Source organism: Bradyrhizobium sp. CCGB12 (assembly GCF_024199845.1).
Lineage (GTDB): Bacteria > Pseudomonadota > Alphaproteobacteria > Rhizobiales > Xanthobacteraceae > Bradyrhizobium.
In genome coordinates, this window is the sequence record NZ_JANADO010000001.1 from 6,926,182 (window position 1) to 6,945,186 (window position 19,005).

The following is a 19,005-nucleotide window of genomic DNA, read 5'->3' on the forward strand; positions in this document are numbered from 1 at the left end:
CGCTATTCTTCGTTCCGTAGTTTTACCGCGTGTGATTTTGCAACAGCGGAAACTTTCACCGCATTGCGAAAAACCCCTGTGCGGCGGGGCTAAGATGAATTCGCGCGCGCGAAAGTTCTGCACACCGTAGATTCACCGGAACGCGCCACGCGGTGGAGTTACCCTGTCAAACGAGACTCAAAAAGCGATGTCTCGCTAATCACTTATCGACATAGTGATGGCAAGCGTTTGGAAAAAACGCCCGCGCGTCGGGCGCGTGACGAATTTTTAAAAGATTTTTGGCGGTGGCAGATAATTGTCACATGAGGCGCGGCATTTTCGATTCTGTGCACGAATCCAAAAACTTGCTTCCGAGCCTGTGAACAACTCACGCGCGGCATTAACCGAGGTCAAGTTTTTTGATGCCTCAAGTGTGAATCAATTCCGTTGCGAGTCTTTCGGCATAGTGTATTCCTTAAGTCGTCAGCGGCGCCCACGATCTTGAGACCAGCGCGGTATCGGAAACGGGGCGAGCGTGCAAATCGGCGGCGGTGAGCACGTGGCGACGCTTTAGCAAGCGATTGTCGGTTCAAAACCCATAGCAATATGGGAACGGTAGGTCTTTGTCTGAATGTCTCCAAGCGGGATCTTTCCGCTCGCGCCCAGCGCAAATGAGGGACATCGTAAAGCTACCCCGACAGGCGTGATGGGCGAAGCCGGGCGGACACTAGTAAGACGGGCGGGGCATCCGCGCCTGGAGCAGTTCAGGAGCGGTTGTCTTTCAGACACGCAGGACCTTGCCGTGAGCGATCACGGCAGGACGGGGAGGGTATCATGTCCTACGGATACAACGCGGTATTGACTCAGGCTCCATCGTTCAACGATGCCGTTTCCGATCCGTCTTGCGTTCAGCCTCCGACCTGTGAGGACGCGTCGAGTACGCGCTGACCTCGCGAACTCTCCATCCTAGACATCGCTGATCCGACCCGCGGCGTTCGCGCCGAACGGTCGAGCCATGTCTGACGATGGGCTCGCTTGAGGTCGCGTCATTGCAGGGGCCCTGGTGGGACCTGCATGGCGCCCACAACGCAACCTTATCTCTCAAGAGAAGTTTTCTGACGATGACAATGGAACAGGATCGCTGGTCACGCGTGAAGGGTCGGCTGCGCTCGACCGTTGGCGAAGACGTTTACACGAGCTGGTTTGCACGCATGGACCTCGAAGGCGTGCAGGACGAGAGCGTGCGGCTCTCGGTGCCGACCCGCTTCCTGAAGAGCTGGATCCAGGCCCATTATGCCGAACGCGTGCTGTCGTGCTGGCAGGCCGAGATGCCGGAAGTGCATCGCATCGATCTCACGGTCCGCTCGGCGGTGCGTCCGGTCGCGCAGGTGAAGGAAGCGCCCGCCCTTGTCGAGGCGCGCCGCGCGCCGACGCCGGAATTGCGCTCGACCGCGACCGCGCCGGTCTCGGCCAATCACGACGCGCTCGGCGGCTCACCGCTCGACCCGCGACTGACCTTTGCGAGCTTCGTCGTCGGCCGCTCCAACACGCTGGCGCATGCGGCCGCGCGCCAGGTCGCCGAAGGACGTCGCGGCGACCCCGTCATGTTCAACCCGCTCTACATCCATGCCGGCGTCGGCCTCGGCAAGACGCACCTGCTCCAGGCGGTGACCTGGGCCGGCAATTCCGGCAACGAGCGCAAGGTGCTCTATCTCACGGCGGAGAAATTCATGTACGGCTTCGTCGCCGCGCTGAAGACGCAGACGGCGCTCGCCTTCAAGGAAGCGCTGCGCGGCATCGACGTGCTCGTGATCGACGACCTCCAGTTCCTGCAGGGCAAGTCGACCCAGGCCGAGTTCTGTCACACGCTGAACGCGCTGATCGACGCCGGCCGCCAGGTGGTGATCGCGGCGGACCGTCCGCCGTCCGACCTCGAGAGCCTGGACGACCGCGTCCGCTCGCGGCTCGCCGGCGGCCTCGTGGTCGAGATGGGCTCGCTCGGCGAGGAGCTGCGGCACGGCATTCTCAAGTCGCGCGTCGCCGCCGCCCGCGCCCATCACGCGACCTTCGACGTGCCGGAGGAGGTACTGCTATATCTGGCGCGCACCATCACCCATAACGGCCGCGACCTCGAAGGCGCGATCAACCGGCTGCTGGCGCATTCCAAGCTGAACAACCAGCCGGTGACACTGGAGATGGCCGAGCGCGAGGTTCGCGACCTGGTCCGGCCGCAGGAACCCAAGCGGATCAAGATCGAGGACATCCAGCGCGTGGTGGCGCGGCAGTATAATGTCAGCCGCTCCGACCTCCTGTCCTCGCGCCGCACCGCCAACGTGGTCCGCCCGCGCCAAGTGGCGATGTATCTCGCCAAGACCCTGACCCTGCGCTCGCTGCCGGAGATCGGCCGCCGCTTCGGCGGACGCGATCACACCACGGTGCTGCACGCCGTGCGCAAGATCGAGGCCCTGGTCTCCAAGGACACCGCGCTGTCCGAGGAAGTGGAGTCGCTGAAGCGCCAGCTTCAGGAATAAACGCCTAGCTTCTTCTTTTCACCTCTCCCCGCTTGCGGGGAGAGGTCGAATTCGATCGCAGATCGAATTCGGGTGAGGGGGACTCTCCGCAAGTCCAGCTCTCACCTCCCCCGTGGAGACTCCCCCTCACCCCGACCCTCTCCCCGCAAGCGGGGCGAGGGAGTTTACCTGCGCCCGGGCGGCAGGCCTTGGTTCTGGGCTGTAAATCGTGGGGAACTGCCCGGCAATCCCTTGAAACGGATGATTTTCCGCGCCACCTTGCGCGACCCTGACGGCTTTGATCATATCGGCTGGATGATCCGGCTTTCCGGGGTCTTCGGTGCCGTGGCGCGCATCCCGCAGCCCGGCCTTTCCAACACTGTGTTTTCTTGGGGATCGGGCGAGTAGTGCAATGAAGGTTACGGTCGAACGCGCGCAACTCCTGAAATCGCTGGGCCATGTCCACCGCGTGGTCGAGCGCCGCAACACGATTCCGATCCTCGGCAACGTGCTGGTCCGCGCCGAGAGCGCGAAATTGTCGCTGAAGGCGACCGACCTCGACCTCGAAGTGACGGAGACGCTGCCGGCGGAAACCGCGACCGCGGGCTCCACCACCGTGCCGGCGCACATGTTCTACGACATCGTGCGCAAGCTGCCGGACGGGTCGCAGATCGTGCTGGAGGCCGACGGCGACCGCGCCGTGCTCGCGATCCGCGCCGGCCGCTCCCGCTTCACGCTGCAGACCCTGCCGGAGAATGATTTCCCGGACCTTGCGGCCGGCGACATGTCGCACTCGTTCTCGCTCGCGGCCAAGGACGTCAAGCGGCTGATCGACCGCACCCAGTTCGCGATCTCCACGGAAGAGACGCGGTATTACCTCAACGGCATCTATCTGCACGCCGCGGGCACGGCCAAGGCCGCGACCCTGCGCGGCGTCGCCACCGACGGCCACCGCCTCGCCCAGCTCGACCTGGTGCAGCCCAAGGGTGCCGAGGGCATGCCTGGCGTGATCGTGCCGCGCAAGACCGTCGGCGAGGTGCAGCGCCTGATCGAGGACACCGAGGCCGAGATGACGATCGAGCTGTCGCAGGCCAAGATCCGTTTCACCATCGGCAATGTGGTGCTGACCTCGAAGCTGATCGACGGCACCTTCCCGGACTATGGCCGGGTGATCCCGCAAGGAAACGACAAGGAGCTCGTGGTCGACAAGAAGGATTTTGAGAACGCGGTCGACCGCGTCTCCACCATCTCCAGCGAGCGCGGGCGGGCGGTCAAACTGTCGCTGTCGGCGGGCAAGCTGGTGCTGTCGGTGACCAATCCGGATTCCGGCAGCGCGACCGAGGAGCTCGAGGTCGAATACGCCTCCGACGCCCTCGATATCGGCTTCAACTCGCGCTACCTCCTCGACATCGCCGCCCAGATCGAAGGCGACGTCGCCACGCTCAGACTCGCCGACCCCGGCTCGCCGACCCTGGTGCAGGACAAGGACGACAAGAGCGCGCTGTACGTGCTGATGCCGATGCGGGTGTGAGGGACATGGTCTTCCCCTCTCGACACCTTCTGTGTGGAGACAACCCCTCACCCGGCTTCGCTGCGCGAAGCCACCCTCTCCCACAAGGGGAGAGGGTGAAGCTACAGCTGCCGCCGTCGAACCAAGCGCAATGCGCATTGCTGTGCCCTCTCCCCTTGTGGGAGAGGGCATCTCCGCTGACGGATACACATTCAGTCGGGTGAGGGGTTCGTGCCGCAGGAGCCGTCCCATCGGCCACTCGCCAAGCGTCTTCGCCAATTCGCGAAGAACATGCGACACGAACCGACGGATGCGGAAGCCGCAATGTGGCGCTTGCTGAGGGATCGTCGGCTCTCGACATTCAAGTTTCGCCGACAGGTGCCATTCAAGAACTACATTCTCGACTTTGTCTGTTTCGAGAAGCACCTTGTCATCGAAATTGACGGGAGTCAGCACGCGGAATCGCCACGCGATGCAACTCGGGATGCCGCAATTTCGGCGGAAGGTTTCTCGATCGCCCATTACTGGAACAACGACGTGCTGCAACAGCCCGCTTCTGTCTTGGAGGACATCCTTGCAAAGCTTGCCGGGCGGTAAGATACCCCTCACCCGTCGCCTCACTTCGTGAGGCGCCACCCTCCCCCACAAGGGGGGAGGGAAGGCACTGCCCGGCAATGACAGAGTGATATGACCCCCTCCCGCATTCATCGCCTGACGCTGACGCATTTTCGCAATTATCGGGCGGCGGGGCTCGAGACGGCGGCTGACATGGTGGCGCTGGTCGGGCCGAACGGGGCGGGCAAGACCAATTGCATCGAGGCGATCTCGTTCCTGTCGCCGGGACGGGGCCTGCGGCGCGCGACGCTGGAAGACGTCGCCGACAACCAGGGCGAAGGCTCCTGGGCGGTGTCGGCGCAGGTCGAGGGCGCTTTAGGCTTGGCGACGCTCGGCACCGGCATCGACGCGCCGCGGCCCGACGCTTCCGTGAGCCGGCGTTGCCGCATCGACCGCGAGCCGGTCAATTCGGCCGCGTCCTTCGGCGACCACATCCGCATGGTGTGGCTGACGCCTGCGATGGACGGGCTGTTCATGGGCGCGGCCTCCGAGCGGCGGCGCTTCTTCGACCGCCTGGTGCTCGCCATCGACAGTGATCATTCCAGCCGCATCTCCGCGCTGGAGCGTTCCCTGCGCTCGCGCAACCGCCTGCTCGAGACGCGCAATTACGACGACCATTGGTGTGACGCGATCGAGCGCGAGACCGCCGAGCTTGCGGTCGCGGTGGCCGCAACGCGCGGTCAGACCGCAGCAAGGCTCACCGGCATGCTGAATGCGCGCGCGCAGGCTTCCGCCTTCCCGCCTGCGAAAATCGCGCTCGACGGCTGGATGGAGAACGCGCTGCTCCAGGAGACCGCGACCTCGGTCGAGGACCGCTACCGCCAGATCCTGCGCGACAACCGTCCACGCGATGCCATCGCCGGCCGCACCACCGACGGCCCGCATCTCACTGATCTCCAGGTGGTCTATGCGCCCAAAAGCATGCCGGCGCGCGATGCCTCGACCGGCGAGCAAAAGGCGCTGCTGATCGGCCTCGTGCTGGCGCATGCGACGCTGGTCGCCGAGATGACCGGCATCGTGCCGCTGCTGCTGCTCGACGAGGTCGTCGCGCATCTCGATCCGAGCCGCCGCGCGGCGCTGTTCGACGAGCTGAAGAAGCTCGGCGCGCAGGTCTGGTTGACCGGCGCGGACCCCGCCGCCTTTGCCGAGATCGGCGCGGGCGGCGAAGTCTTTGACGTCGAGAGCGGACGAATCTCTGCCCGCAGGTAGGCCGTCACATTGAACCGGCCTGTTTCCGGTCGCGACTAGCTGCTTGGAGCCGCCAGCGGCGGCGATCGCGCAGGATTCAGGCACGCGCGATATCCTTGGAGCATGAGCATGACGACGGTGAGGCATGGGGTGCGAGCCCCGGCACGATGGCGGGCGTTTGCGTGCGGCCTCGTCCTGCTTGCGATCTGCCTGCTCGCGGCCAGCGCCGGCGCCTCGCTGCCGCATTTGTTTCCGGCGACGCTCACGCTGGACTCCGATGCCAAGCTGCCTGCACCGACGCGCTACAGCTATCGAGCAATCCACACCACGCTGATGCAGGGCGTCGACGCGCCGCTCCGCGTCAGGCTGGAAGCCAACGTGCCCGCGGAGCTCCGCAACGTGCTCGCCTTCTACCGCACCGAGCTTGGAAAGCTCGGCTGGCAGGAGCAGCATGATGGCGCCGTGATCAGCGCCGACCACGTCCAGCTCGCTTTCATCTCGCCGCTCGGGCCGGCGGTGCTGGAGCTCAACCGCAAGAACGGCGGCACCTCGGTCTATCTCGTGCAGAAGAACGCGGAGACGGCAACCCGAGCAAACGTCATGCCCGAACCCGGCCAGGCGAAGCTGGTGTTCAGCAACATCGGCGAGAAGGAAGCCGTGCTCGAGATCAACGAGCGGACCATCCCGCGCCCCGCCGGCGCGAATGCCGTCGCGCTGGACCTCGTGCCCGGCAGATATTCCTACGGACTGAGCGTGCCGGACCGTCCGGCGACCACCAACATCCTCACCGTCGCCGCCGGCGATGCCTGGGAGCTCACCGTCGGGCGCGACGGTGACGCCTGGCCACCGCTCCAGCTGTATTGAGCCGTCGCCCCATGGCGCTAGCCGGACACACCGGTTGAACCTGTCCGGTTCCTGACGCGACTTCTCGTCTGAAGCCGCGCGCCGACGGCGCCGCAGCCTGTCATGGCGTAGGGCATGCGACCCGCGCGACATCCAGGAGTTTTGACGATGCCGATGATCCGGCGCGGGACGCGAGTCCCGGCAAGATGGCTGCTGCTTGCCTGCGGCATTCTCGCGATGGCGAGCATTTCACGTCCCGCGGGCGCGGCAGACGACGGTATCGTCGACGTCCATACGCTGCCGCGGCTGGACGGCGCAGTGGAAGACACCTCGCGCGCCGACAGCTACCGCGTGACCTACACCCTGCCGAGCGCGGTGGCAGCCACGTCGGACGCCACCAAGAAGCTGCTGAGCGCCGACGGCTGGGTGCCCTATGTGTATCCGCTGGATGAGAAAGGCACCGCGCTGAGCTTCAAGAAGGGACGGCAGGGGCTGCTCGTATCCTTCACGCAATCGCGCGGGCGTCCCGATCAGTCCGCCGTGTCCTACACGCCGAACCGGATCCATTCCAACGTGCCGTTCCCTGAAGGCGCGACCGATCTGGTGTTTGACGAGACCCGGCCCTATCTCGGCTGCATCGCGCCCGGCGCGCTCGAGACGATCTCGGAGTTCTTTACGAAGGACATGGCGGCGATGGGATGGCGCAAGCTCACGCCTGAGACAGCGGCGCGCTGGCCGAATGCCGATCTCGGCGGGACCGTCCCGAATGGTGTGCGCGTCTTCTACGATCATCCCGACGGCGACACGACGCAGTTCTACAAGCAGAAGCCGGTGATGCTGACCCTGACGCGGCGCGACGATGGCCGCACCAATGTCGAGATCAGGGTGGCGCCGTTCGCGCTGCCCGACGTGCTCGAGGCCGACGATGATATGGCCGGCCTGCCGCGGCCCAAGCTAACCAAATCTGCGAGGGGCCTTGGAAGCGCAAGCTCCAACAAGCGCGAGATGTCTGCCGCCGCGATCGCCGAGCTGCCCGCCGTGCTTGCCTTCTATCATCGCGAGCTCGCCGCGCGCGGCTGGCAGGAAGATGGCACCGCGCCGCTCGCACCCGGCGACGACGTCGCGATCAGGATTTCCTCGGCGGAGGAAACCGGCGTGCTGCGGCTCGGCCGCAAATACGATTTCACCATGATCAGTCTGACGGCGCAGGTGAAGGAATCCGCCCTTGCCGCCCGCGCCAGGGCGAAGAAGGAGGCCGACGAGAGGTTCCTGGGCGATGCGCTAGGTGCGGCCCAGCAGCTCATCGCCGCTGATGAAGCCAGGCGCAAGACGCAGGCCGCCTCCCTGTCGGATGCACCGCTCAATGCGCTCGCCAACAGCAAGACGCCGGTGCCGCTGCCCGAGACCGCGCAAGACGTGACGTTCGAAGGCGGAGACGGCCGGCTCGAATTCTCCTCGACGTCGAGCGTGAAGGCGCTCAGCACGTTCTATCGTACGACGCTGAAGAGCTCGGGCTGGAAGGAACAGCCCTCCGTCATCAACCAGCCCAACATGGCGGTGATGGCATTCTCGAAAGGCGGCAAGTCGATCTCGATGACCGTGATGCAGATGGGGCCGAAGGTGAATGTCCGCGCCGACGGATCGGGCCTGGTGACGGAAGCGGCCAAGCCTGTCGCCAACACCGAGGTGCAGGTACAGGCCAAATCCTCCGAGCCGCTCAAGCTCGATCCTGAATCCCAGCTGCCCGTGCCGACGCAGCGTTCGTCGAAATCGTTTGCCACCACGAAGATACCTGGCGGCGAGGCGCCGCTCCGCCGCGAGCTGGCAGCCAGCATTCCGGCGCCGCTCAATGACGTCCTCGCCTTCTACCGTGCGGAGCTGTCCAGGCTCGGCTGGCAGGAAAAGACCGACGGCGCGGCCGTGTCCGCAGAACGCGCTCAGATCGACTTCACTTCGCCGCAGGGACCGGCCGTGCTCAAGCTCGGCCGCGCCAAGGGCGAGACCACGGTCAATCTGGCGCAGAAGAATGCGGATGTCGCTGAAAAGGCCGACGTCATGCCGAAGGCGGGACAAGCGAGGCTCATGCTCGGAAACATGGGAGCGAACGAGGCCTCGCTGACGATCAACAAGCAGACGGTGAAGATCGCGGCCGGCACCGGCGGCCCGCAATCGCCGAAAGGCCCGATGCTCGACCTGCCGCCCGGCAAGTACCAGTACGCGCTGCGCCTGCCCGGACGCCCGGCCCGCACCGAGGCCCTGACCGTTGCCGCCGGCGAGGCCTGGGGTCTCCTGGTGGGCCCGAGCGGAGACGTGCTGCCGCTTCAGATGTACTGAGACGCCACAAGGGCGGGTGCGCTCCCTCTCCCGCTTGCGGAGAGGGTTGGGGTGAGCGTGTCGCCGCAATCGAGAACCCCCAAGCGGAGAGAACCCTCACCCGGCGCGCGGGACGATGCTTCGCATCGCCCGGACGCGCCGACCTCTCCCGCAAGCGGGAGAGGTTGCAGCGAGCCCTGGGGCGCGCTGATTCAACCAAAGACCACAGACTCGAACGAACAATTTCAGACGGCTCGGAACCACCCTTCCCGACCCCGCAAAATCCACGCCCTTGGAGAGCCGAAACGGGCCCTTGAATCGCGCTTTTCGCAAGCCTCGGAATCGGCGTTCAAAAGCCTTGAAAACCGGCCCAAAAACCCTATGTGCTCAAAGGGTTGCCAGAAGATACTTTGCGCTAGGCGCCAACCCTCTTTCATGGCACAAATAGCCCGCAAATCAGCGCCTTCTGCGCCGCTGATTCGGGCGACATCTCGAAGGCCTCTCATGACAGAACCTGCTCGGCAGCCCGCTGCCGAAAACGAGCCCTCCATCGCGAGCGAATACGGCGCGGAATCGATCCGCGTGCTCAAGGGTCTCGATGCCGTCCGCAAGCGTCCGGGCATGTATATCGGCGACACCGACGACGGCTCGGGCCTGCACCACATGGTCTACGAGGTCGTCGACAACGCCATCGACGAGGCGCTGGCGGGCCACGCCTCGCGCGTCGATGTTGTGCTCAATGCCGACAATTCCGTCACGGTGCGTGACGATGGCCGCGGCATTCCCGTCGACATCCACAAGGGCGAAGGCATCTCGGCGGCCGAGGTCATCATGACCCAGCTCCACGCCGGCGGAAAGTTCGACCAGAACTCCTACAAGGTCTCCGGCGGCCTGCACGGCGTCGGCGTCTCCGTCGTCAATGCGCTCTCCAGCAAGCTCGGCTTGCGGATCTGGCGCGACGACAAGGAACATTACATCGAGTTCGCCCATGGCGATGCCGTCGCACCGCTGAAGGTGGTCGGCGACGCGCCGGGCCGGCGCGGCACCGAGGTGACGTTCCTCGCCTCGACCGAGACGTTCAAGAACATCGAATACGATTTCGCCACGCTCGAGCATCGCCTGCGCGAGCTCGCCTTCCTCAATTCCGGCGTCAACATCGCCCTCTCTGACATGCGTCACGCGGTCGAGAAGCGCGAGGAGATGCACTATTCCGGCGGCGTCGAGGAATTCGTCAAATATCTCGACCGCAACAAGAAGGCCCTGGTGCCCGCGCCGATCATGGTGCGCTCGGAAGCCAACGGCATCGGCGTCGAGGCCGCCTTGTGGTGGAACGACAGCTACCACGAGAACGTGCTGTGCTTCACCAACAACATTCCGCAGCGTGATGGCGGCACCCATCTGGCCGGCTTCCGCGGCGCGCTGACGCGCCAGGTCAACGGCTATGCCGAGGCCAACGCCAAGAAGGAAAAGATCGCGCTGACCGGCGACGACTGCCGCGAAGGCCTCACCGCGGTCCTGTCCGTGAAGGTGCCGGACCCCAAGTTTTCGTCGCAGACCAAGGACAAGCTGGTGTCCTCGGAAGTGCGTCCCGTGGTCGAGAACGTCCTCAACGAGGCGCTGCAGGCTTGGTTCGAGGAGCACCCGAGCGAAGCCAAGATGATCGTCGGCAAGGTGATCCAGGCCGCCGCCGCCCGCGAAGCCGCGCGAAAGGCGCGCGAGCTCACCCGCAAGAGCCCGCTCTCGGTCTCCTCGCTGCCCGGCAAGCTCGCCGACTGCCAGGAAAAGGATCCGGCAAAATCGGAGCTGTTCATCGTCGAGGGTGACTCGGCAGGCGGCAGCGCCAAGCAGGGCCGCAACCGTGAATTCCAGGCGGTGCTGCCGCTGCGCGGCAAGATCCTCAACGTCGAACGCGTCCGTCCCGACAAGATGCTGTCGAGCGAACAGATCGGCACGCTGATCACCGCGCTCGGCACCGGCATCAGCGACGAGTTTTCGGTCGAGAAGCTGCGCTATCACAAGATCATCGTGATGACGGACGCCGACGTCGACGGCGCCCACATCCGCACGCTGCTGCTGACCTTCTTCTACCGGCAGATGCGCGACATCATCGACGGCGGCTATCTCTATATCGCGCAGCCGCCGCTCTATAAGGTGTCACGCGGCAAGTCCGAGCAGTACCTGAAGGACGAGCGCGCGCTGGAAGACTATCTGATCGACGCCGGCCTCGACGACTGCGTGTACATCCCCGGCACCGGCGGCGACCGGTCCGGCCGCGATCTGCGCGCGCTGGTCGACGATGCCCGCGTCGTTCGCAGCATCCTTCGCAACCTGCATAGCCGCTATAACCGCAAGGTGGTCGAACAGGCCGCCATCACCGGTGTGCTGAACAAGTCGGTCTACGGCAATCCCGAGAACGCCACGGCCGCGGCGCAGTACATTGCGACCCGGCTGGACAGCCAGGCCGAGGAGGTCGAGCGCGGCTGGGTGGGTCAATTCGTCGAAGGCCAGGGCTTCCTGTTCGAGCGCACCGTGCGCGGCGTCAAGGAAGCGGCGATCATCGACGACGCGCTGCTCGGTTCGGCCGAAGCCCGCAAGCTCGACGAGTACGCGCCCAAACTCCAGGACGTCTACGCCCGCTCCGGCAAGCTGCGGCGGAAGGACAGCGAGCACCTGGTGCACGGTCCGTCCGACCTGTTCGAGGCGGTCACCGAGTCCGGGCGCAAGGGCATCACGCTGCAGCGCTACAAAGGCCTCGGCGAGATGAACCCCGAGCAGCTCTGGGAGACGACGCTCGATACCGAGGTGCGCTCGCTCCTGCAGGTGAAGGTCAAGGAGGTCGACGAGGCCGACGACATCTTCACCAAGTTGATGGGCGACGTGGTCGAGCCGCGCCGCGACTTCATCCAGGAACACTCGCTCAGCGCGACGATCGATATCTGAGCGGACGGCCTTGGGTTTGATCTGCTAGCAAAGCACTTGCTGCACCTCTCCCGCTTGCGGGAGAGGTCGGCGCAAAGCGCCGGGTGAGGGCTTTCTCCTCTTGGGGATTGTCCCGTTGCGGAGACACCCTCTCCCCGACCCTCCCCCGCGAGCGGGGGAGGGAGTGGACCACCGTCGCGTCGACACTGAACGCCATCGCTAGAGCAGCCCCCTGAACCTCACGCCCCGCCCTCGCGACGAAGTGGCATGAACCCGTAAGGCCAATTCCGGCCGGGAAGTGTCACGCCATGATCGCCTCGGCAACGACCAGTTCCACCGTGCCATCCCGCCGCCTCGGCATCATCGGCAGCATTGTCGGTGTGCTTGCGCTCATGGCGGCGGTGCTGCCGCATTGGGTCGTGCCGCTCGTGTTTCCGCCGCCGCCCGCGGACAAGGTGATCGTCGACACCGGACTTCGCATCAAGGACCGCGTCATCGCGAAGGTGAAGGGCTTGGAGTATCAGGCGCCGAAGGTTGAGAAATCCGCGGGGCGAAGCTGGAGCGAAACCGCGTCAGTCACTGCGATCTCGCTCGGCCTGCTCGCCATCCTGCTCTCGGTGCTCTCGCTGATCTCCAGGGAAGAACGGCTCCTTGCCGCCGTCGCCGCCACGCTCGGCACCGGCGCCATCGCGATCGAAATCTCGTTCTTCATGATCGGCGCGCTGATCCTGATCGCGATCCTCTATGTGGTGGGGAATATCATCGGATTGTTCTGAAGGCGGCTTCCTGCCACAAGCTCCAGACGGACGGGCTTGAGTCTCGCCCAGCACAATTGCTCCGGCGCTCAATTCTCTGTAGTTTCCGCCCGAAACAGCCCGCCCACCCAACAGGACAGCGAGAACCAAGTGGCGCCCATCCAATACATCGTCGAGGGCGGTCACCGGCTCTCGGGCTCGATCGAGCCATCCGGCAACAAGAACTCGGCACTGCCGATCATCGCGGCCGCGCTGCTCACCGAGCATCCGGTGACGCTTGAGAACGTGCCACGCATCCGCGACACCGAGACGCTGGTCGAGCTGGTCCGCTCGGTCGGCGCGTCCGCGGAGTGGACCGAGCGCAATAGGCTGCATATCCACGCCAAGAGCATCCGCGCCGCCGATCTCGACCCCGAGCTGTGCGTGCGCATCCGCGCCTCGATCCTGCTCGCGGGTCCCCTGCTCGCCCGCTGCGGCGAAGTGATGCTGCCGCCGCCCGGCGGCGACGTCATCGGCCGCCGCCGGCTGGACACCCATGTGCTGGCGCTGGAACAGCTGGGAGCCAAGGTCACCGCGACCGACCGACTCGAATTTCGCGCACCAAAGCTTGCCGGCGCGGACGTGTTCCTGGACGAGCCGAGCGTCACCGCGACCGAAAACGCGCTGGTCGCGGCGGTCGCCGCCGACGGCGTCACCTATTTACGCAATGCCGCGTCCGAGCCGCATGTGCAGGATCTCGCCAACTTCCTGGTCGCGCTCGGCGCCAAGATCGAGGGCATCGGCACCAACACCATGGTCGTGCATGGACAGGCGACGCTGGGCGGTGCGACCTACAGGATCCAGCCCGACCATATCGAGGTCGGCTCGCTGATCGGCCTTGCCGCGGTCACACGCTCGCCGCTTCGCATCACCCGTGCCGGCGTCGAGCATCTGCGCTCGATCCGCATGGGGTTCGAACGGCTCGGCATCGTCTGCCGCGTCGAGGGCGACGACCTGATCGTGCCCTCGAATCAGACGCTGAAGATCCAGGACGATTTCGGCGGCCACGTGCCGAAGCTGGAGGACCAGCCCTGGCCGGCCTTCCCCGCCGACCTGATGTCGATCGCGATCGTCACCGCCACGCAATGCGAGGGCGTGATCCTGATGTTCGAGAAGATGTTCGAATCGCGGATGTTCTTCGTCGACAAGCTGATCGCGATGGGCGCGCGCATCGTGCTGTGCGATCCGCACCGCGCCATCATCGCCGGCCCCAGCCGCCTGCGCGGCGCGCCGATGACCTCGCCGGACATCCGCGCCGGCATGGCGATGCTGCTCGCGGCCGTCTGCGCCGAGGGCACCTCGACCATCAACAATGCCGATCAGATCGAGCGCGGCTACGAGCGCATCGAAGAACGGCTGAATGCGCTCGGCGCGAAGATCAAGCGCGTGCCGGAACGGAAGAGCTGAGGCTCTTTCTTCTTCGCCTCGCCCCGCTTGCGGGGAGAGGCCGACGCGCGCAGCGCGGCGGGTGAGGGGGACTCTCCGCAAGAGATACTCTCCGTAAGAACGACGTTCGCTCAACACGTCATTGCGAGCGCAGCGAAGCAATCCAGAATCCCTCCGCGGAAATACTCTGGATTGCTTCGCTGCGCTCGCAATGACGATGCGGAGACTATCGAAGAATTCGGCTCACTCCGTCCCCGTGGAGACTCTCCCTCTCCCTTCATGCGGGGCGAGGGAGAAGAAGTATCGTAGCAACCATTAAGTGGCGGCGGTTTTTTGTGCCCTTTCGGATCGCCTGCGTCATCGATGATGACGCCGTACTCGCGTCCGTCAAGGCGTGGCCTGGCAGCAGGTCAGGTGAGGTTAGGGCGAGCGACGGCCATCCTTGACGGTCGCTGCGCGCGACGTCATGAGGAGCCGTAGGTCGGGACGAAGAAACACGTCGCGGTCGAACTAAGAAACAGAGAACGATCGCACTGGCGGTTTGTCGCACCACGGCGTGCCGCGAGCCACCACTGTGTTGGCGAAGATGAGCATCTTCCTGGCGCAGGCAACGAGCGCGCGCTTGTGTTCCTTTCCGGCCGCAGTTAGCCGTCGGTAGAGCTGGATGAGCTGCGGGTTCCATCGAAACGATGCAGCGAGTGAAGCCGTATAAAGGGCGCGACGCAGCCGCTTGCGTCCGCCCTCGATATGCCGACCGCCGGTCTGGTCGCCGCTGTCGTCGTCATAGGGCGCAAGGCCGGCGAGAGCGACAGCTTGCTCCCGCGTGATCCGGCCGATCTCAGGCAGGCGCACCAGGATGGCAACGGCGGTCGGCAACCCGATGCCGTCGACGCTGTTGATCAGCGCAAGCCTCTTGGCAAGGTCGGGATGCTTGCGGATCGAGGCGACCAGGGCCTTGAGTGCCGCCGTCTCACGTTGTTCCAGGCGAGCGATATCCTCCTGCCAGAGCTTGTTGATCCCTACATTGCGGCAGCTCTCGATCCTGTTCTTCAGGCGCGCGATATCCTCACCGATCTGATCGATCATGGTCAGCTGCTCGGCAAATGGCAGCAACCGGGGATCGGGCGCGGCATGGATCTTCCGCACTGCTGCGGTGCAAGCTGCGATAAGAGCGGCATCCATCTTGTCGTTCTTGGCTCGCTGCAGGTGGAATTTAGCATAGGCCCGGACCTGAGCCGGCTGAAACACCACAACCACAAACCGCTTGCGCCGCAGTTCGGCGACGACAGGCTGCTCGTAACCGCCGCTCGCCTCGATGCCGATGCGTTTGACGCGATGCTGTCGCAGCCACGCCAACAGGTCCTCGTGACCTTCCGGCGTGTTCTTCACCTGCAGCTGCTCGCGGCGGCCCTCGATCGCCACATCGAGCTTCCGTTTGCCGGTATCGATCCCGGCACAGATCGTGGTATGCTTGGCCATCTTCGTCGATCCCTCCCTTGTGATGCGAACCTCAAGTTCGTTCAACCATTCGGGTCCCGATGAAGTGCCGATCGCGATCTCGCTACGTCAGACAGCCCTCAAGGCTTTGGTGGGCACCGATCCGATCGAACGGCGACCCAGCTCGGGCGGCCACCCGGGCTGCGCCATTCCTCACGGAACGGCCTCACCATAACCGATCGGGCTAATACAAGGGTGGGCAAAGCGAAGCGTGCCCACGGCTTCTGTTGCAGAATTGAATAGGTGGTGGGCACGGCGCAAGTGCGCCTTGCCCACCCTGCGGTACCGAACTAGCGGACAGAACCCTCACCCGTCTCGCCGCGACGCGGCGAGCCACCCTCTCCCGCAAGGGGAGAGGGGAAGAGACACGGGCCATGTTTTCGACGTGTGGCTATGCTAAGCACCGGCCATGCTCGACACCGTCCAGCCCCGTCCGCAGCCGCAAGCCGGCGTGCCGCAAAACCATCTCGCCGATGAATTGGCGGAGACGCTGCGGCTGGCCGTGCCGATGATGCTGACGCAGCTCGGGCAGATCGCGATGATCACGACCGATCTCGCGATGATCGGCCGGCTCGGCGAGGACGCGGTGGCCGCGGCGGCGCTGGCGCATACGGTCTATTTCGTCAGCTTCACCTTTGGGCTCGGATTGATGTCGGCGGTGTCGCCGCTGGCGGCGCAGGCCTTTGGCGCCGGCGACGTCAAGCTGATCCGCCGCTCCTTGCGCGTCGGGCTGTGGGTCGCGCTGCTGATCTCGCTGCCGATGATGGCCTCGCCGCTCTATGGCGAGCAGATCCTGCTCGCGCTCGGGCAGGCGCCGGATTCCGCCGCGCTGGCGCAGCGTTATCTCAACGGACTGGCCTGGGGCATTGCGCCGGCGCTCGGCTTTATCGCGCTGCGCAGCATGATGAGCGCGGTGAACCAGCCGCAGGCGCCGCTGTGGATCACGCTTGCGGCGATCCCCGCCAATGCCGCGCTGGCCTATGCCCTGATCCATGGCCTGTTCGGCCTGCCGAAGCTCGGCCTGTTCGGCGCTGGGCTTGCGACCACGCTAGTCAATCTCGGCACCTTCCTCGCCGCGCTCGCCATTGCCGCGTGGCGAAAACCGTTCGCGGACTATCACCCACTCGCCCATCTCTGGCGGATCGACTGGCCCTTGATGCGCCAGCTCATCGCGATCGGGGCGCCGATCTCGTTCTCACTACTGATGGAGTACGGCCTGTTCTCCTCGGCGGCGCTGCTGATGGGGCTGATCTCGACCACCGCGCTCGCCGCGCATCAGATCGCGCTCCAGGTCACGGCCGTGCTGTTCATGGTCCCGCTCGGCATCGGCATGGCCGCCACCGTACGCGTCGGCCACGCCTTCGGCCGCGACGACCCGGCCGGCGTGAGGCGCGCGGGCCTCGTCGCAGGCGTGCTCGGAACTGCGCTCGTCTCGGCCCTGACCGTCGCGATCATCCTCGGTCGCTACGAACTGGGCCGGCTGTTCTTCGGCCGCGGCGAGGCCAGCGCGGCAACCGTCGAGCTGACGGCGACACTGCTTGTGGTCGGCGCGACCTTCTTCATCGCCGACGGCCTGCAGACCATCATGGGCGGCGCGCTGCGCGGCATCAACGACACCAGGATGACGCTGCTATTCGCGGTGATCGGCTATTGGTGCGTGGCTTTCCCGACCGCCTGGCTGCTGGCCTTCAACGTAGGGTTCGGTGCGGTCGGCGTCTGGATCGGGTTCTCGGTCGGCACGTTCGTCTATGCCGGGCTGCTGATCTTGCGCTTCCGGATGCTGACGCGCAAACTGGCGGGATGATCGGGACCGTCCGCGAAGTCACGCCCAATGTCGACGCCGGCACGCTGCTGTCAGGCGCGCAGTTCATCGACGCGTTTCGCGTCGAGGTCGGAGCAGCGACGGTGAATGCCCGCGAGGCCTGCATCCGGATGGTGCTGCACGGGCCGCGCTGGATCGACGTGCTGCTGCGCCTTCGCAACATTCTGGTGACGCCATTCGGGCTGAAAACATCAGGCGAGGGCGCGCCGGCCCCACATGGCCTGATCGGCCTGTTTCCGGTGCTGAGCGAGACGCCGGAGCGGCTGGTCGCGGGCTTCGACGATTCTCACCTCGACTTCCGCCTCGTGGTCGACGTGACCCGCGATGCCGCGGGCCGGCAGGTCACCTCGACCACGCTGGTGCGGACGCATAACCTGCTCGGCCGGACCTATCTCACCCTCATCATGCCGTTCCACAAGCTCGTGGTCCGCGGCATGATGGGGCGGATCGTGGCGCCGGCGCGCTAGTTATTCCGCAACCCGAGCCGACTTGTCGGCGGACGCTTCCGACCATTCGCCGACGACGCGGTCGAGATCGCAGAGATTCTGGTGCATCTGCTCGAGCGAGAAGCCGAGCGCGAAGAAGCGCTCGGCGGTGTCGCCGGGCTGGCCGCGGATCAGGCCGTCCTGGCGCACGGCGGCGACCGCCTCGGCGTAATGCTGGAGCGCGACGTGGACGGGATGGATCGGCGGCGCACCGGCCCCCTCGCGCAACGCCGCCGCGGCCGAATGCAGGAAGCGCGCGATCACCGTCGAGACCTCCGTCAGCGGGCCTGCGAGCCGCATCTGCACGTCGGCCGGCAGCGGCACCACGGTGGCGCGGCCGATCATCACGACGTCATGGCGCAGCCGCAGGATGGTGCGCAGCAAGGGGCCGGTATCCGGCCCGCTCGACAAGCGCGCGGCGCGCTCGCGTTCGGCTTCGGCGCCAATCGCGTTGAGGTTGACCATGGCGGTGCCGATGCCGTCCTGGATCCGGTGCAGCGCGTCGTTGTCGCGGCCGCGCGTCAGGCCCGCGAGCAGCTCGGTGAAGGCATCGGCGATCAGTTCGAGCAGTTTTGCTGCGCTGGCGCGGATCTGCCGCACCGCGCGCGAGGGCAGCACCAGGAACGAGACCAGCAACCCCGTGATGGCGCCGACCGCGACCTCGCTGACGCGATCGATCGCCGAGGTCATGGGATCGGAGTGATGCATGGTCGGAACCAGGAGCACGATCACGGCCGTGACCGTCGCCGCGCTGAGGCTCGGATTGATTGCGGCGATGAAGGCGAGCGGGGCGACCGAAAGCACCAGAAGCCCCAACAACCCGGCTTCGCTGGAGTACGGGATCAGGATCGCGATCGCGCCGCCATAGATGGCGCCGCCGATGGTGCCGAGCATGTAGTCGCGCGTCGCCTTCAGCGAGCGGCCGACGCTCATCTGGGTCACGATCAGCGAGGTCAGCACCGCCCAGAGCGGCAATAGCAGATGCAGTGCGGTGGCGATTGCGTAGGCTGCTACCGCCGCGACGGTGACCCGGATCGCCAGCCCCAGCTGCGTCCTGCGCGCCCGGATCCGGCCGAACAGCTCTCTTGCGCGTATCATCGTCAACGTCCCGGTCCGATCCTGTTGAGCGAGGCAAAAGCATGGC

Annotated in this window: 14 protein-coding genes; 12 read left to right on the top strand and 2 right to left on the bottom strand. The window is 65.4% G+C overall.

Translation table 11 applies throughout. From position 1 onward, the window contains the following. Window positions 1-1,100 precede the first annotated feature (1,100 nt). From dnaA to murA, 10 genes are all read left to right on the top strand, one after another. Window positions 1,101-2,510, top strand: a complete 1,410-nt coding sequence (gene dnaA / locus NLM27_RS31690; RefSeq protein ID WP_254147015.1) for a chromosomal replication initiator protein DnaA — start codon at window positions 1,101-1,103, stop codon at window positions 2,508-2,510. A gap of 240 nt (window positions 2,511-2,750) precedes the next feature. Beyond that, on the top strand, window positions 2,751-2,897 hold the full coding sequence (locus tag NLM27_RS31695; RefSeq protein WP_254147016.1) for a hypothetical protein: 147 nt from the start codon (window positions 2,751-2,753) through the stop codon (window positions 2,895-2,897). A 4-nt stretch (window positions 2,898-2,901) separates the two neighbouring features. Then, complete coding sequence (gene dnaN / locus NLM27_RS31700) at window positions 2,902-4,020, top strand: DNA polymerase III subunit beta (RefSeq protein ID WP_254147017.1); 1,119 nt, start codon at window positions 2,902-2,904, stop codon at window positions 4,018-4,020. Between the two features lie 210 nt (window positions 4,021-4,230). Continuing rightward, complete coding sequence (locus tag NLM27_RS31705; protein WP_254147018.1) at window positions 4,231-4,596, top strand: endonuclease domain-containing protein; 366 nt, start codon at window positions 4,231-4,233, stop codon at window positions 4,594-4,596. Between the two features lie 90 nt (window positions 4,597-4,686). Continuing rightward, window positions 4,687-5,823 (top strand): DNA replication/repair protein RecF, encoded by a 1,137-nt coding sequence (recF, locus tag NLM27_RS31710; protein WP_254147019.1) that lies wholly within the window; start codon window positions 4,687-4,689, stop codon window positions 5,821-5,823. A gap of 108 nt (window positions 5,824-5,931) precedes the next feature. Continuing rightward, window positions 5,932-6,666 carry a hypothetical protein gene (locus NLM27_RS31715; RefSeq protein WP_254147020.1) on the top strand — a complete coding sequence of 245 codons (735 nt, stop codon included), beginning with the start codon at window positions 5,932-5,934 and terminating at the stop codon, window positions 6,664-6,666. Window positions 6,667-6,813: 147 nt separating this feature from the next. Then, complete coding sequence (locus NLM27_RS31720) at window positions 6,814-8,979, top strand: hypothetical protein (RefSeq protein ID WP_254147021.1); 2,166 nt, start codon at window positions 6,814-6,816, stop codon at window positions 8,977-8,979. A gap of 483 nt (window positions 8,980-9,462) precedes the next feature. After that, the gene (gene gyrB, locus NLM27_RS31725; RefSeq protein ID WP_254147022.1) at window positions 9,463-11,898 is read left to right on the top strand and encodes a DNA topoisomerase (ATP-hydrolyzing) subunit B; all 2,436 of its coding nucleotides are present in this window, start codon (window positions 9,463-9,465) and stop codon (window positions 11,896-11,898) included. A gap of 287 nt (window positions 11,899-12,185) precedes the next feature. After that, entirely contained in the window at window positions 12,186-12,653 is a 468-nt protein-coding gene (locus NLM27_RS31730; protein WP_254147023.1) for a hypothetical protein, read from the top strand. A 129-nt stretch (window positions 12,654-12,782) separates the two neighbouring features. Next, the gene (gene murA / locus NLM27_RS31735; protein ID WP_254147024.1) at window positions 12,783-14,078 is read left to right on the top strand and encodes a UDP-N-acetylglucosamine 1-carboxyvinyltransferase; all 1,296 of its coding nucleotides are present in this window, start codon (window positions 12,783-12,785) and stop codon (window positions 14,076-14,078) included. Window positions 14,079-14,567: 489 nt separating this feature from the next. Here murA and NLM27_RS31740 read toward each other — a convergent pair whose 3' ends face one another. Further along, on the bottom strand, window positions 14,568-15,536 hold the full coding sequence (locus NLM27_RS31740; protein ID WP_254143541.1) for an IS110 family transposase: 969 nt from the start codon (window positions 15,534-15,536) through the stop codon (window positions 14,568-14,570). A 427-nt stretch (window positions 15,537-15,963) separates the two neighbouring features. Here NLM27_RS31740 and NLM27_RS31745 point away from each other — a divergent pair, with 427 nt between their 5' ends. Together NLM27_RS31745 and NLM27_RS31750 are read left to right on the top strand one after the other, a co-directional pair. Continuing rightward, window positions 15,964-17,358, top strand: a complete 1,395-nt coding sequence (locus NLM27_RS31745; protein WP_254147025.1) for an MATE family efflux transporter — start codon at window positions 15,964-15,966, stop codon at window positions 17,356-17,358. Continuing rightward, complete coding sequence (locus NLM27_RS31750; protein WP_254147026.1) at window positions 17,355-17,843, top strand: DUF2867 domain-containing protein; 489 nt, start codon at window positions 17,355-17,357, stop codon at window positions 17,841-17,843. The genes NLM27_RS31745 and NLM27_RS31750 overlap by 4 nt, the downstream gene beginning before the upstream one ends. On the opposite strand, the gene NLM27_RS31755 is transcribed toward NLM27_RS31750, so the two are convergent. Further along, window positions 17,844-18,959 (bottom strand): aromatic acid exporter family protein, encoded by a 1,116-nt coding sequence (locus NLM27_RS31755; protein ID WP_254147027.1) that lies wholly within the window; start codon window positions 18,957-18,959, stop codon window positions 17,844-17,846. Window positions 18,960-19,005: the final 46 nt, after the last annotated feature.